The sequence below is a fragment of the uncultured Flavobacterium sp. genome, assembly GCF_963974175.1.
Classification (GTDB): Bacteria; Bacteroidota; Bacteroidia; order Flavobacteriales; family Flavobacteriaceae; genus Flavobacterium.
This window is the reverse complement of the sequence record NZ_CAXBBR010000003.1, coordinates 248,894-265,584: the sequence shown is the minus strand read 5'-3', so window position 1 is coordinate 265,584 and position 16,691 is coordinate 248,894. Positions and strand designations below refer to the sequence as shown.

Here is a 16,691-nt window from a genome sequence, read left to right as displayed (position 1 = left end):
ATAAAAATAATTTATGAGATGGTATCTATAATGGTATTGTTGATTTCAGAAAATCCAAAAAACATTTATTAAATTGAAAATTAAAATTTTATTTATTAGTTTTATTTTTATAGGATTTATTGCTTGCAAGAATAAAGAAAAAACTACACCAGCTAATGCACTAACTCCTCTTCAAGAAGCAGCAAGACCAGAAAGGCATAACGATAATCTTAAACCGCTTTTAGATTCATCCAAGACTTTAGATTTAAAATATTCTTTGGAGCAATTAGATAATACTAAAGGATTATCTAACAGTTCCGTTAATTCTATTTTTCAGGATTCCGAAAATTTACTTTGGATTGGTACATGGGATGGTCTAAATCGGTATGACGGAAATAATTTTAAAATTTTCAGACCTGAATTGGATAATGAAAACAGCCTGAGCAATCAGGTAATCCTTAAAATAGGCGAAGATAATACAGGTCGAATATGGATACTAACAATACATGGAATTAATCGATATGATAAAAAAACGGATACTTTTCAGCGTTATTTCTTTTCCAGAGAGAATAAACCTCCATTATCAGAATCAGAATTTAACATGGCTCTTGATGCTTCAAAAAATGTGTTTTGCGCGGTAAAAGACTTTGGAATTGGATATTATGACGGTACTGCTTTTCAATTATTAAAATCCAAGAATCTTCCAAGAAAGGCTGTCAAAAAAATGGAGTTCAGCTCCAAAGGTGATTTATTGGTCTTGTTTGAAGATGACCAGCTTTATTCTTTGTCTATTGACAATACAAATAAAACCGAAAAAAAAATTTCAAAAATAGAGTTGATTTCAAAAAATATCCGAACATTTGAAACAATCACAAGTCAAAAGATTTGCATTATCCCAACTTCGGGAAACGCCAGTTTATATTCCTTAATAGATAAAAAAAGACAAGTCCTTTCAGAAAAAAGTATTGATAATTTCGTAGGTCACATCCCTGGTGGGCTTGTTATTTCTGGTAAATCAGGCTATAGCATCATTGATAGCATAGGAACGAACATCACTAAATCGTGGTTAAAATATCTGAAAAATCAAAAAATTACCACACTAATTCAAGGAAGTGAAAATGTGATTTGGACTGGTACTGATGGAGATGGAATCTTTAAAATGTTTCCCCTTAAAAAGTCCTTCAATTTAATTTCACAAACACAAATCCCGGAGTTAGACGGTGGTATTATTAGGGCATTTCTGAAACTCGAAGGGAATTCTTTCTGGGTTGGAACAAAGGGAAAAGGGCTTTTTAAATTCCCTCCTAATTTTTATCAAAGCGAAGAACCTTTAAAGTATGCGAATTTCAATGAAAATAATAGCGTCATTAATAATGCCGTGTTTTCATTATGCAAAGGACAAAACGGCTTGTTATTTATAGGGACAGACGGAAAAGGCATCACTGTTTATGACGTAGAAAAATCTAAACTCATCAGTTGGTCCGAAATTTTAGGAAACGAAAAGTGCGACTATTTTAAGTCAATTTATTCCATCTATCAGGATGAAAAAGGATTTGTTTGGCTTGGAACTAATGGTTACGGAATGATCCGATTCAAAATAGAACGTTCAGGGGACAAACTTAAGCTATCGCAATACAGGAAATACATTGCGGATAATGAGGACGGAAAATCCTTGAGTAGTAATATTATTTTCTCCATAGTCCCGAAGAATCAAAACCAACTTTGGATAGGTACTCGTTTGGGTGGTCTTAATCTTTTTAACAAAGAATCGGGCTTGTTCCGCACATATAAAAACATAAAGGATGATTCTCAAAGTCTATCGAATAATGATATATTGTGTCTGAAAAATGACGACAAAAAGAGGCTTTGGATAGGCACTAGTTTTGGATTGAATTTGCTGGAAGATCTAAGAAGTGATGGAAGCGCCATCTTTAAAAGCTACACCGTGAAAGAGGGATTTCCCAATAACACCATTCACGGAATTGTCTCCGACAAAAAATCTAATCTATGGATCAGCACAAATTTCGGATTATCTAATTTTATCGTTGAAGAATCAAAATTCATTAATTACACTAAAAACGAAGGCCTGCAAAACAATGAATTTGCTGACGGGGCTTTTTACCAGGATCCGAAATCAGGTTTCGTTTTCATGGGAGGAATAAAAGGATTCAATTATTTTCTCCCTCAACAAATAAAGGAATCAGCGGTAGTTCCTGACCTGTTGATTGATAAAATTAGTGGCCGAAACCAAGCCGTTCCCTATTATCAGGGATTGGTCATTTCGCCGGATTTCAATACGCCACCTGCCATTGTATTGGATCACGACCAGAACTTTTTTGACATTGAATTATCAGCATTAACCTATATTAACAGTGAAAAATGCCAATATGCTTATCAGTTAGAAAATTTTGATAAAGACTGGAATAACATCAATAATAGACGAAGTATTTCATTTACCAATGTACCAAGAGGTAATTATTCCTTGTGGGTAAAATGGACAAACAGTGACGGCGTGTGGAGCAAACCGGTGCACGCCATTGACATCAGGGTAAAACCTATTATTTGGCAATCTAACCTAGCCGTTTTTATTTACTCCATATTGTTTTTCTTCTTCATATTATTTGTTGTTAGCTATTATAAAAAACGTCAGTCATTAAGTCAAAATATTCTTTTCCGTCAAAGAGAAGAAGAGCTTCATGAGAACAGACTTTCGTTTTTTACTAATATTGCACATGAATTTTTGACACCTCTGACATTGATTGTTGGCCCAATTCAAAAACTAGCAGAAACAACGAATCTTAGCGAAAAAAACCAGAAGTTCATTCAAATGATTGAGCGAAACTCTTCAAGATTGCTTTTCCTAACGCAACAATTACTTGAATTCAGAAAAGCAGAGTTTGATTACTTAGAAGTTGTGGTGAAAAAATTTGACTTGGTAAACGTAGTCGAACAAATTGCTGAATTGTTTGATGAATGGGCATTGGATAAAAATATAGAATACAAGCTTGAAATTCCCTCGAAATTAAATGGATGGTTTGACAAGGATAAGATTGAAAAAATCATTTTCAATTTAATGTCAAATGCTTTTAAATACACACCCGAAAATGGTAAAATTGATCTGAAAATTTCTATCGACAAAACCAATTCCAAAAAATTAAACATTACGGTTGTAAATACTGGTAAAGGTATTCCACAAGAAAAACTAGACTCCCTGTTTGATAAATTTTTATTAACGGATACTAATTCCAGTACTGACAATGATTTGTTTAGAACTGGTATTGGTTTGGCTTTTATAAAAAAACTGGTTACTGTTCTTAAAGGCGAAGTGAAAGTTTCGAGTATAGCGAACGAAACGACCAGCTTTATAATCCTTATCCCTTGCGGCAAGAAAGCCTTTGTTGAAAAAGAATTTGAAATCGATATTGATTCTGATACTAGACAAGTTTTTATTTCTCAACACCTCAAAAGTATCTTGGAGGAAATACCAAATACCACTGATACGGTCCCTGAAAAAATTTCGACACTTGATGCTGTGATTGATCATCGAAAAACAATATTAATTGTTGAAGACGAAAAAGAAATCCATTCCTTTTTAAATGAATTATTATCCGAAAAGTATAAACTCAGTATTGCCTACAATGGTATTGAAGCCTTAGAGAATATTAAAAGTGAAATTCCTGATATTATTATCAGTGATGTAATGATGCCTTTAATGGATGGAATCGAATTATGCGAAAAAATAAAAAAGGACATCCAAACTTGTCATATCCCTTTTATTATGCTTACCGCAAAAGAATCTGTACTGCATCGGATAGAAGGTATCGAGAGTGGTGCCAATTCCTATATCCCGAAACCATTTCATCCTGACCATCTATTAATAAGAATTCAAAAGTTACTCGAAGAAAAGGAATTGATACTGAAACATTTTGGACAAGACAACCTTGTCGAAAACTTGGCTACACTTCCAATAGAAAATGAAGAAAAGGAATTTATTAAAAAGGTTATTGATTTAATACGTAAGAATATAGATAACGAGAATCTACAAAGTCTTTTTATTGAAAAAGAATTGGGCATCAGCAATTCCCAATTGTATCGAAAAACCAAACAAATTTTTAGTTTGACTCCAGGCGATTTGATACGCACCATCAGATTAAAACATGCCGCTGAACTATTGCGAAAAAATGTTTTAACCGTATCAGAGATTTGCTATCTATCTGGTTTTAATAACCGATCTTATTTTTATCGCGAGTTTAAAAAGATGTACGACATCACTCCAAAAAATTATCAGGTTAAGTACAAACCCAAGTATTAAATCCCTAAAAATAAAACATATACAGCCTTGTATACACCTTTGATGAAATAGTGTACACTATTTCTTGTGCCCTATAAGTAATTTTATGGACTGATTATTAAATCTAATTAAAACTCAAAACAAATTAATTTAAATCATCTAAACTATTTAAAACCATGAAAACAATTAACCAAATTATTAATCAATCTAACACTTCCTTATGATGAAGAAAAGTATTATTTATAAATTGTTCTTACTAGGAACAATACTATCAGCAAGTGTTATAAATGCACAAACCATTACAGGTATTGTTACTGATAAAAGTGGTCCAGTACCACAAGTAAATGTTATTGTTAAGGGAACAAATACAGGTACAATAACTGATTTTGATGGAAAATATACATTAAAGAATGTAAGCCCTAAAGCTGTTTTAGTTTTTAGCTATATTGGTTATATGAAAAAAGAGATTGCTGTAAACGGAATGAGTACTGTTAATGTTTCTTTAGCCCAAGATTCACAGCTACTGGATGAAGTTATCCTTATAGGGTATTCATCAGCAAAAAAGTCTTCCCTTAGCAGTGCTGTAACAACTGTTAATGTAGATGATTTAGCAAAAACAAAAGTAGCAGATGTAGCACAAGCCCTCCAAGGACAAGTAGCTGGTGTTTTTGTTGCCGCTAATACCGGAGCCCCTGGTGACGGGATCAAAATTCGTATCAGAGGAGAAGGCTCTCTTGGAAACAATGATGTATTGTATGTCGTTGACGGTATTTCAACACGCGATATTTCTTTCCTTAACCAATCTGACATCAAGTCTTTGACCGTATTGAAAGATGCTGCTGCCGGTGCAATATATGGGGCAAGAGCTGCTGGAGGGGTTGTATTAATAACAACCAAAAGCGGAAAAACAGGAAAAGCGACTATTACAACAGACTATTTTACCGGGTTCCATATGGCTACAAACCTTCCTGAAATGTTGAATTCTGACCAATATTTGACCGTGCAAGATGAAGCATGGCATAATACAGCTGGGAATTCAGCGACTGCGATTAGCCCATATGCGGCGGATAGAAGCAGAACTGATTTGGCCGATACAAACTGGCAAGATGAATTGTTCACAACGGGGATTTCTAAAAACTTCCAAACTGCAGTAAGTGGTGGTTCAGAAGATGTTCAATATTTAATCTCTGCAGGTTATTACGGCATCGATGGAATTGTGGCTGAAGACCACGATCAATACCAACGTATTAATTTTAGAACAAACATCAACGCTAAAGTTTCAGATCGCTTCAAAGTAGGAACAAATCTTCAGATCAGCTACGCAAAACAAGACAAATTATCTTCAAGCGGTGATGCTCCAGGAATTATACGTCATGCCTTAATACGTCCGCCGGTTTTGAGCGTATACAAGGACGTAAATGACCCTACCTATTCAGCCAGTAATCCGTACACCGATTTACCTTTCTATACTGGACCTAATGATGGATGGAGTAAAAACTATGAGTATAGTTCAAACCCGATTGCTATCGTTCATTTTACCGATGACAAACGCAATACTTACCAAACATTTGGGAATCTATTTGGTGAATATGCTTTCCTTGGAGATAAATCTTTAAAATTCAGAAGCAATATTGGTGTTGATATTCAATTTTCACATAATAAGAATTTTGCCGAAAACTTCGGAGATGCCAACATCAGTGATATGGGAAACCAGTATTATGGTATGGGAAGAAACAACAGACCGAATGGGCTGGATGAAAACAGAGGTCAAAACATGACTTTTACTTTTAGTAACACCTTGAGCTACGCTAAAACAATCAACGAAAATCATAGTGTCGATTTTTTACTTGGAATGGAAAATATCAACAGTAAATCGGCAGCTATAGGTGGTAGCAGACAAAATTTCGACAATACCTCTAACTCTTTCAGATATCTGGATTACGGTAATACAACAAATGCCTATAGTTCCGGTTCTGCAAATAACTGGGCACTGCAATCTTTCTTTGGATCAGGTACTTATGGCTACGCCAATAAATATTTTGTCACAGCCACAGTAAGAGCCGATGCGTCCTCTCGTTTCGGACCAAATAATAAATGGGGTTATTTCCCTTCTGTTTCTGCAGGTTGGCTGGTTTCCAGAGAAAACTTCTTGCAAAACGCAGACTGGCTATCTAACTTAAAATTAAGAGCAAGTTGGGGACAATCCGGTAACCAAGAAATACCGAATAATGCCTATGAAACTTTGGTTTCCACATCAGGTGGTGTGGTAAACATAATTCGTTACGGAAATCCAGATTTAAAATGGGAAACTACAACACAAACTAACTTTGGTGTGGATTTGAGTACATTCAACAATAAACTTTCATTTACGGCAGATTACTTTGTTAAGAACACAACTGATATTTTATTGGGCGTGACCCTGCCGGCTGTTTCTGTAGGAGTTATCAGCCAGACTATTGTAAACGCTGGGGAAGTAAGTAATAAAGGATTTGAATTTGGTCTTAATTTGCAAAATAATGATCATGTATTCAAATACAGTGTAAATGCAAACGTAGCTACACTAACCAACAGAGTTGATAAACTTCAAACTTATGTGAAAAGCATTATTGATGACGGTACGCATACAAAAACTGAAGTTGGACAGCCAATCAGTTCTTATTATGGGCTTGTATTCGATGGTATTTACCAAAATGCCGGAGAGGTAAGCACTCAATTATTTGCAAACTCGAATAATGCACAACCTGGAGACATTCGATTTAAAGATATAAATGGAGATGGGCAAATTAATGCCGATGACAGAGCGATTATTGGAAGTCCTATCCCCAAATTAACCTATGGTTTCTCCTTTACCGGGGAATACAAAAGTTTTGATTTTTCCTTCTTATTACAAGGGGTTAACGGAGTTGATCGTTATAACGACTCGAAACAAATATTAAACTACGATAGCCGTCCTTTTAATTCCACGACTGCGGTATTGGATAGCTGGAATGGCGAAGGATCTACAAACACTACACCAAGACTTACTTTTAATAATAATGGAGGTGGAAATGTATCCAGCGTATTTGTTGAAGATGCTTCTTATTTGAGATTGAAAAACATTGAAATAGGATATACTTTTAATGCAAAAACAATTGGTGTTAAGAACCTACGTATTTATGCTTCTGGTCAAAACCTTTTTACCATAACTGATTACACCGGACTGGACCCAGAATCTACCTCATTGATTGACAAAGGAACTTATCCGCAATCAAAAGCATATTTATTGGGAATCCAAATCAAACTTTAATTAAACATCTAAAATATTTAGTTATGAAAAACATATTAAAATCGATGCTGTTAATGGGCATACTGTTTTTAACAAGTTGCCAGGATGAGCTTACTTCTGATCCAATAGGCGCAACAACTTTGGAGCAGGCAAACACTACTCCAACCCTAAATTCAGTAGAACTTTCAGTTAATTCATCTTACCAATTATTATCTAACCGATTGAACCTTTTAGCCGAATGGGATTGGAACGGAGGGCTTGTGTTTCAAAATGATTATGTTATGCAAGACATCGCTTCAGACGACATGGAGAAAAAATGGAGTCCTGATGGAGATCAAGTTTGGATGGATGATATCAATAATTTTACCTTTACTTCAACTAATGGAGGTCCAAACGGTCTGTGGAAATACGATTATGAAGGAATTAAAAGAACCAATATCGCCATTGGATTCCTAACGAAACCAGACATTGAGACCATCACAGGAATCAGTGCAGCAAGAAAAAACCAATTGTTAGGGGAAGCTTATTTCTTAAGAGCACATTATTACTTTTCACTAGTTACTAATTTTGGCGATGTACCATTAATTTTGGGTTCTGTTCAAACCTATCAAGAAGCCTTTGATTTTGCCGTACGAGCGAAAAAAAGTTTAGTTTGGGATAGTATAAAGTCAGATTTAGCTTTAGCAAAAGGCTTATTACCAAATTCAAAATATTCTTCGACAACTGAAAAATGGAGAGTCTCTAAAGGAGCTGCAATTGCACTTCAGGCAAAATCAGCTTTATACACTGAAAAATGGTCAGAAGTAATCACTTTAGTTGATGAGTTAGCTCCACTAGGGTATAGCTTAAACGCGAATTATTTTGACAATTTCAGCACTGCAAAAGAATATACAGATAATGAAGTTATTTTTTCTTACGATCATCAATCCAATACCACTCCAAGAAGTGGAAATGGTATATGTGCGCCTTTAGGTTGGGGATTTTTTGCTCCGAGCACCAATTTCCTAAATTCATTTGAACCAAATGATCCAAGAAAATCATACACTGTTGATGCTCCCAATCAAAATGTAAATAAAATGTTAGGAACACTTGATGGCGGTAACAAAGGGAATGATGATGCTCCAACAAATAAAGTGTATATGCGTTATGCTGACGCCTTGCTTTGGAAAGCGGAAGCGCTTAATGAAACTGGAGATTATACTGGAGCAATTGCAATTATCAATAAAATAAGAGCTAGAGCAAGAACTACGGTAACTGCTTTAGGAACAATTCCACCTGTTGGGACTTTACTAGACAGAGTTTCTTCTACAGATAAAGCAACTGTCAAAGGCTGGTTAATATCTGAAAGAAGAGCAGAACTTGGTTTTGAAAACCAACGGATGCTAGACTTGAAAAGATGGGGAATTGCAAAGGCTGTTATGACAGCACATGGAAAGAACTTCCAGGACAAGCATATGTTGTATCCAATACCACAGTCAGAAATTGATGCTTCAGCTGGTCTTTTAGTACAAAATGCAGGATATTAATATATAAAATAAGTTTGTTTAATTTGGTTAATACCATTGAGAAGTAGTTAATTGGTAATTGCTACTTCTCTTTTTTTAAACTCTTTCCTAAATACATTTACGGTTTTTGATTTATCAAATAAAAAAAACACATATGACAGATATTGCTAATCGATATAAGAACAATCCCATATTGTCACCCAAAGATTTAGAAGCAAGTGACGAGAACATGATTATCGAATGCTTACTTAATCCTGGGGCATTTGAATTCAATGGAAAAACAGGGTTACTTGTAAGAGTAGCCGAAAGAACAGTCCAAAAAGAAGGTCTATTATCTGTTCCAATTTACAATAATAGCGGAAGGGTTGAAATTTTAGATTTTAAGCTTGACGATCCAAAATTGAATGCTTCAGACTCTAGAGTGATCCAATACGATGGGGTAGATTACCTCACAACCATATCTCACTTACGATTGGTTTGGAGTGATAATGGAGTTGATTTTAAGGAAAACCCTGGCTATACTTCTCTTTTTGGAGAAGGAGAATACGAATCATATGGTATAGAAGACTGCCGTGTATCTAAAATTGAAGATACCTATCATCTTACTTACACCATGGTTTCTTCAAATGGTGTTGGTGTTGGGCTTAGAACCACAACCGACTGGAAAACTTTTGAGAAAAAAGGAATGATTTTTAGTCCGCACAATAAAGATTGTGCCATTTTTGAAGAAAAATTCAATGATAAATTTTATGCCTTACACCGTCCAAGCAGTCCTGAACTGGGTGGTAATTATATTTGGTTGGCAGAATCTCCTGATGGCGTGCATTGGGGAAACCATAAATGTATTGCGAAAACTCGTGAAGGAAAATTTGACAGCAAACGTTTAGGAGCAGGAGCTGCCCCAATAAAAACGGAGAAAGGCTGGTTAGAAATTTATCATGGGGCCACCAAAGAAAACAGGTATTGTTTAGGAGCTCTTTTATTAGACCTGAAAGACCCTTCTATTGTTATAGCCCGCTCAGAAGAGCCCATTATGGTGCCAACGGAAACTTATGAAAGGACGGGGTTTTTTGGTGAAGTGATTTTTACCAATGGACATATCGTTGATGGAGATGAAATACAAATGTATTATGGTGCGGCCGATGAATTTGTTGGCTTAGCCACGTTCTCCATTGCAGAAATCTTAAAAACACTAAACGTATAATGGAAAAACTAGCAAAAATAGGACTCAAGGATTTTTCCAGGAGCACCAAGATTTTAATCTTAACCAACTTAATTTACGCGTTTGTTTTACCAGTAATTGACATTTTTGTAGCTTCTTACATCATGCGAAACTCTAATGATCCATCTAAAGTAATGATGTATCAATTAGCTATTTATACAGGTATCCCAATTACCTTTTTTATAAATGGTTTTTTATTGAATACCGTTAATATCAAAAAGCTATTCTCCATTGGGATGCTATTGAGCGGCGTTTCTATGGTATATATGATGTCTTTAGAGGAAATCAGTTATACTGGATTAATTTCAGCAGGATTGATAATGGGAATGTCTTTTGGTTTGTATTGGGCTAATAGGGATTATCTCGTGCTTGCTACGACAACTGATAAAACGCGAAATTTCTATTACGGACTAGACACCTTTTTCTATACTTTAACCGCCGTTATCGTACCCGTAATTATTGGCTGGTACCTGATGAACGGTAGTGATTCAACCTCAAATGAAAGCGTGAATTCAGGATATAGAGTCGTTACCGGAGTGGTTTTTATATTCACTATTCTTGCTTCCATTGTATTTCATTTTGGTGATTATGAAAAACCTAGGAATGAGAAATTCCTCTATTTCAAGTTTCATAAACTTTGGACAAAAATGCTTCAAATGGCTGTTTTAAAAGGACTAGCGCAAGGATTTATCGTAACAGCTCCAGCCATGCTTATGATGAAATTTTTTGCTTCTGAAGGGGCATTGGGAACTGCACAATCTGTAGGAGCCATTATCGCTGCAGTGATTATGTTGATTCTTGGTAAACTATCGTCACCTAAACATCGATTGGTGATTTTTAGTATAGGGCTTATCTTTTTCTTTTTAGCCTCCTTTTTCAATACATTGATGTTTAACTCAACAGGAGTAATTATCTTTATATTCCTATTGTTAATAGCAAGGCCTATTCTTGATATTGCGTATTTTCCTATTCAATTGAAAGTCATTGATATATTGTCTGTAATTGAAAATAGAAATGAATTTTCATATATCTTAAATCATGAATTCGGATTATATGTGGGACGTCTTTTAGGTGCTGGTACTTTCTTAGGTATTGCCTATTTCGGAAATGCAGATGACGCCTTGAGATATGCCTTATTAATCATCGCCGTAATTCAATTACTCTCAATCTTAATCGCCAAACAACTTTTGGATCAACAATCTAAACTAGAAAATAAAGATGTATAAAACAATTCATTTAATAGTTCTCTTTCTCTGTATTAGCTTAAGTTCTTGTAATACAACTCAATCTACGATTGCAGTGATTCCTGCTGTAAAACAGCAATCAATACAGCGCATTTCAGATATGCCCAATTTTCCAAAACCGTTTAAAATACTTGATTTTAACCAATTGGCAAAAGACTACGATGCTAAAGTGTATGACGTCAGTCAAACTGGTAAATATTGGCCACTAATCTGGAAAGATGACTCTCGCAAGAACTTTGATCAGGAAACCTTTGGAATTTACACTGCTATGGGAGATGTAAGACAAGGTGTTGAACATCACAAAGGGATTTTCCATGAATCACTAGCCAGTATTGGGTCTGTGATGGGCGCTAGTCTAGTGGGAATAGACAAGTCCAACCAAAACGGAAAGGACTACGTTGGGATGCTGAAAAATTATTACAACAGCGATACCAAGTGGAATATTATCATGAATAATACTTCCCCGGAAGTGGCACTTCTTGGAGGCGGTTACGCAAGGGACTGGTGGTATGACGTATATCCCAATTTGATGTTCTATGCCGTTGCTGATTTCTATCCAAATGAAAAAGACTATTCAGATATTCAACGTTCCGTTGCAGATAAATTCTATAAAGCCGATTCTACAATGGCAGGGAATTACCAGCATTCGTTTTTTGATTATTCAACACTAGAACCTAAAGACAATTGGATTTGCAAACAAGAAGATGTTGCTGCGGGTCATGCTTATGTGCTGTATTCAGCTTATCAAAAGTTCAACGACCCTAAATATTTAAAAGGTGCTGAATCTTCCTTACAAGCATTATTAAACCAAAAAGATAATCGCTATTATGAAATATTGATGCCTTTTGGAGCCTATGTAGCCGCTCGTTTAAATGCAGAAGAAGGTAGAAATTATGAGTACTCAAAAATTCTGGATTGGACTTTCAACGGCACGCCAGAATGTAGAGAAGGGTGGGGAATGTTACTCGATAACTGGAACGGATACGATGTTTCTGGCTTAATGGGAAGTACGGTAGATCATGGAGGTTTTGCCTTTTTGATGAATACCTATGATTCTATGTGGCCATTAGTACCTATGGTTCGTTACGATCCACGATATGCCAATGTAGTTGGAAAATGGATGCTGAATGCCAGTAATGCCATCAAATTCTTTTATCCTTATGAGATAGCCGATGAACACCAAACGATACCTGAAGAAAAACAACATACCAAAGGAGTGATTGCTTATGAAGGTTTGATCAAAAAATCACACCTTAAAAAATATGAAAACTTGCAAGCTCCTGTTGCTATTGGTGACGGTCCAAACTGGATTGAAGGAAACCCTGATGTTTCCCAATTTAGTGTATACGGAAGTGGACATGTAGGAATAGCAGGTGCCATCATTGAAAAAACAGATGTTCCTGAAATTTTAAAGCTAAACTGTCTGGCTACTGACTTTTACCGTGACGAAGCCTACCCTACTTTTCTAATGTACAATCCTTTTGATGGAGAAAAAACGGTGACTTACCACACTAAAACGACTACAAACGTAGATTTATATGATGCTATATCGCATAAAGTCCTATTGAAAAACGTTTCTAAAGTGGAGAAAATAAATATACCAGCGCTTTCTTCAAGGTTAATTATTGAAATCCCTTCCCGTTCTAAGATTGTCTTAAAGGATGGAAAATATTACGCTAATAATATTGTGGTTTCCTATTTGTAAAGTATTCTTTCAATAGAAAATAAAATTACTGAAAGCGGCAATCTGTTTCATTAATTACTATCAGAAATGGACGATGACTGCAGTAAGTTACTCGTCCATTTTCTATATTACATACAATTTTAAGAAAGCTATAATATTCGAAATAAAAAAAACTTGTAAGAATACAGACCCTTAAAAAGGTATAAACTCAAATCGAAACTATGAAACAAACGATACTACTTTCACTTCTTTTTCTACTGTTTTCCTGCAATAAAGAGAAAAAAACTCCTTCGGATAAAGTGTGGTGGAAAGAAACGGTATTCTACGAAATCTATATGCCCAGCTATAAAGACTCCAATGGAGATGGTTTTAGCGATTTTAAAGGATTGGTCTCAAAGTTAGACTACATTCAGAGTCTGGGCGTAAAAGGAATTTGGCTGACTCCTTTTTTAGAATCTCCCAAAGTCGACAATGGTTATGATGTTTCCAATTATTACAAGGTGGACCCCACTTATGGCACACTTGATGACTTTAAAACATTCTTGAAGGAGGCTCACAAAAAGGATATAAAAATAATCATGGATTTAGTGGTGAACCATACTTCAACCGATTCCAAATGGTTCAGGGAGTCTCGAAAATCAAAAGACAATCCGTATCGAAATTATTACATCTGGAAAGATCAACCCAACAATTGGGAATCTTTTTTTGGAGGTTCCGCCTGGGAATTGGACAAAACGACAAACCAATATTACTACCATCAATTTGACAAAAAAATGGCCGATCTCAATTGGGGAAACCCTAAGGTGGTTGCCGAAATTCAAAACGTGTTACGATTTTGGCTGGATATGGGTGTCGATGGCTTCCGCTTGGACGTGATCAATTTTCTCACCACAGATGGAATCGCAAAAGACAACCCCATAAAAGACGGAATACAGGAGCATCTTAACGACATTAATCAAAAAGGGGTAAAGACTGCTATGAAATCAATAAAATCGGTTGTTAACGAGTATGACGATCGCTTTATTGTGGGAGAAATAGGAAGCGATAAAATAGAAATTTTAAAGCAATATCAATCCCCTGAACTATTGGATGTTGTATTTAATTTTAACTTTGGAAGCATTAACGAATTCTCGACACAAAAAATATATGATGAATTGCAAAGTATGGAAAAAAACATGCAAAACTACCCTACGTTGTTTTTTGGGAGTCATGATATGCCTCGAATGATGGATAGACTTGCCGATGGTTCTCCAGAGAAGACAGTCGCTTTAGCGGCTTTAATTCTCACAGCAAAAGGAGTTCCTTTTATATATTATGGAGAAGAAATTGGAATGCATAATATCACGGCTGAAAGCATGGATGAAATGGTCGATATCCAAGGGAAAACCCACTATCAATTGGCATTGGATAAAGGCAAATATCCAGAAGAAGCACTGCTAGAAGGAAACAAAAACAATCGGGATAAATCACGCAGTCCAATGCAATGGAATGGTGATGCATTCGCGGGTTTTTCAAAAGGGAAACCTTGGATTAAGATTAATTCTGATTACAAGGAAATCAATGTTCAAAATATGGAAAAGGAACAGCATTCGATATTAAATAAATATAAAGAGTTGATAGTCTTAAGAAATAAGGAAAAAGCTTTGCAATACGGAATATATGATAAACTGGAATTAACCGATAACCAAATTTCATTTAGCCGTTTTTTTGAAGGAGATACCATTATGGTGAAAATAAACTTTGGTGCAGAAAAACGAATACAACTTCCTGCAGGAACTAAAATACTGATTGGAAACACCAAGCTTAAAACAAATGGGATTCTTATTTATAAAAACTAATGTAATTCTAATTCAACCTGCAGTCTAAAAATTATAGCGTTTAAGTTTTACAAGTGACTCAAGCATCTTTTATTTCTTGTAAAGAATGGAAGTATATTTTCGTTATTAACTGCTACGATATTGCTATATTTTAATATTAATTGTGGTAAAATTGAAGATAGCTAGTATATAGGTCTGACTAAAGTCTGACTTTATCTATAATCAAATATATAATAATTATCTTATAAATCATCTAGTGGACTATTTGCTTGCAGTAGGTTTTTTGTGATTAGTTGGGTGTAGATGGCAGTTGTTTTGCTACTGGAATGACCAAACAATTCGCAAATATATTGTCGATTAAAACCGCTAGCGCTGATTTGTAATCCGTGCCTATGTTGCTTATTAATTCTAATATACTTTCAACATACACTTTAGAACTGTTCACTTTGTAGATTTTTATCATTGATGCGCTAGAAAGTCAAAGAATACAATGCTGCACCAACTGTTTGCTGGTTGTAAATTAACGCACAATAATTTATTTAACCAATACCCACTGTTGGTGATATTGCTGTTTCATTTAGTGTGTCGTATTTATAAAAAGTCTTAGGTGCATAGCGTAGAGAGAACTAGGGTTATTGTTGTGATTAAAATTGCTCTTAATAATTTCTTCCCCAAGGTTTTTTTACCAAATAATTATCACAACTTGAGCAGTCGCGACCAAATTGCCATGTCAATGAAAGTTCATGTACGCCTTGGGTATTCCCTAGTTTTGAAGTGTTAATATCATAGGAGTAACCTAATACAAAACGATCTAACTGAATAGAGCCAAATAGATTTACAGACGTTAGAAAGTGACTATTATTGCTTTTCCCTTCTGGATTTGTTGCCGCAAGCACTCCTAAAATTAGTGGTTTGAATTCGAGTGCTGTACCGAAATCTAATCTGTTGTATTGTGCTTGTCGCATATAACTGGCAGTTAGTAACAAATTTGTTTGATCAGGAAAGAAATTTAAATGGGTATCATCCAAACTTATTGAATAACCGGAATGAACGCTTAAAAACATTTCCAACGGAACTGCGCCATCTGCTATAAAAGCAATGTTTGGTTTATTTAAATGTTTTAAGGAAGCACCAAACCAAGCTTGGTCACTGTAGAGTAATACACCTGAGGAGATGTCCAGAAGATCAATCTTCTCATTCGCGTTTAAAGCACCAGGATCAGCACTTCCACCGCTGGTAGTACCGTCATTGGTATTGATTTGATCTTCGAATAAAAGACTGCTAAAATTAAAGTTTTTGCGTCCATAACCTGCTTCCAATCCTAATCGAAGTCTCCAATCATCATTTAGATTAACATTGTAGGAATACACCCCATTGACCTGAACATAATTATAATTAGTAAATACTTCGCGTTGATTTAAAATAGATAGACCTAAGCCCATATTTCTTTCAGGACCAATTGGACCGTTAACGAATGCATATTCAGTATCGATTCGTCTGGTCTCATTTGGCCATTGAGATCGGTGAATAAGTCCAGCATATCCAGTTATTAAAGTTCCCGCAAATGCAGGGTTTAGTGTTTCAGGAACCAAAAAGTATTGGGTAAAAACGGGGTCCTGTGCTTTCACTTCTGTAATGGATAAAGAAGTTAACACGATAAATAAAATAAATTTTAATTTCATTC

8 protein-coding genes are annotated in these 16,691 nt (G+C 35.4%); 7 read left to right on the top strand and 1 reads right to left on the bottom strand.

Annotated features, from left to right (window positions below; genetic code table 11):
• Positions 1-73: 73 nt before the first annotated feature.
• The 7 genes from AAC069_RS06340 to AAC069_RS06310 all read left to right on the top strand — a co-directional run bounded on the left by AAC069_RS06340 (position 74) and on the right by AAC069_RS06310 (position 15,028).
• Positions 74-4,291 carry a two-component regulator propeller domain-containing protein gene (locus AAC069_RS06340; protein WP_339919638.1) on the top strand — a complete coding sequence of 1,406 codons (4,218 nt, stop codon included), beginning with the start codon at positions 74-76 and terminating at the stop codon, positions 4,289-4,291.
• Between the two features lie 199 nt (positions 4,292-4,490).
• A complete protein-coding gene (locus AAC069_RS06335; protein ID WP_339919637.1) occupies positions 4,491-7,556 on the top strand; it encodes a TonB-dependent receptor in 3,066 nt (1,021 codons plus the stop codon).
• Positions 7,557-7,579: 23 nt separating this feature from the next.
• The gene (locus AAC069_RS06330) at positions 7,580-9,061 is read left to right on the top strand and encodes a RagB/SusD family nutrient uptake outer membrane protein (protein ID WP_339919636.1); all 1,482 of its coding nucleotides are present in this window, start codon (positions 7,580-7,582) and stop codon (positions 9,059-9,061) included.
• Between the two features lie 133 nt (positions 9,062-9,194).
• Positions 9,195-10,244, top strand: a complete 1,050-nt coding sequence (locus tag AAC069_RS06325) for a glycoside hydrolase family 130 protein (RefSeq protein ID WP_339919635.1) — start codon at positions 9,195-9,197, stop codon at positions 10,242-10,244.
• Positions 10,244-11,488: an MFS transporter gene (locus tag AAC069_RS06320; RefSeq protein WP_339919633.1), complete on the top strand. Its 1,245-nt coding sequence runs from the start codon at positions 10,244-10,246 to the stop codon at positions 11,486-11,488. The genes AAC069_RS06325 and AAC069_RS06320 overlap by 1 nt, the downstream gene beginning before the upstream one ends.
• Positions 11,481-13,211, top strand: coding sequence for a hypothetical protein (locus tag AAC069_RS06315; protein ID WP_339919632.1), 1,731 nt, complete (start codon positions 11,481-11,483; stop codon positions 13,209-13,211). Before AAC069_RS06320 ends, AAC069_RS06315 begins: the two co-directional genes overlap by 8 nt.
• Positions 13,212-13,411: 200 nt before the next feature.
• Complete coding sequence (locus AAC069_RS06310) at positions 13,412-15,028, top strand: alpha-glucosidase (protein WP_339919631.1); 1,617 nt, start codon at positions 13,412-13,414, stop codon at positions 15,026-15,028.
• Positions 15,029-15,663: 635 nt separating this feature from the next.
• Here the strand turns inward: AAC069_RS06310 and AAC069_RS06305 are convergent.
• Complete coding sequence (locus AAC069_RS06305) at positions 15,664-16,689, bottom strand: PorP/SprF family type IX secretion system membrane protein (protein ID WP_339919630.1); 1,026 nt, start codon at positions 16,687-16,689, stop codon at positions 15,664-15,666.
• Positions 16,690-16,691: the final 2 nt, after the last annotated feature.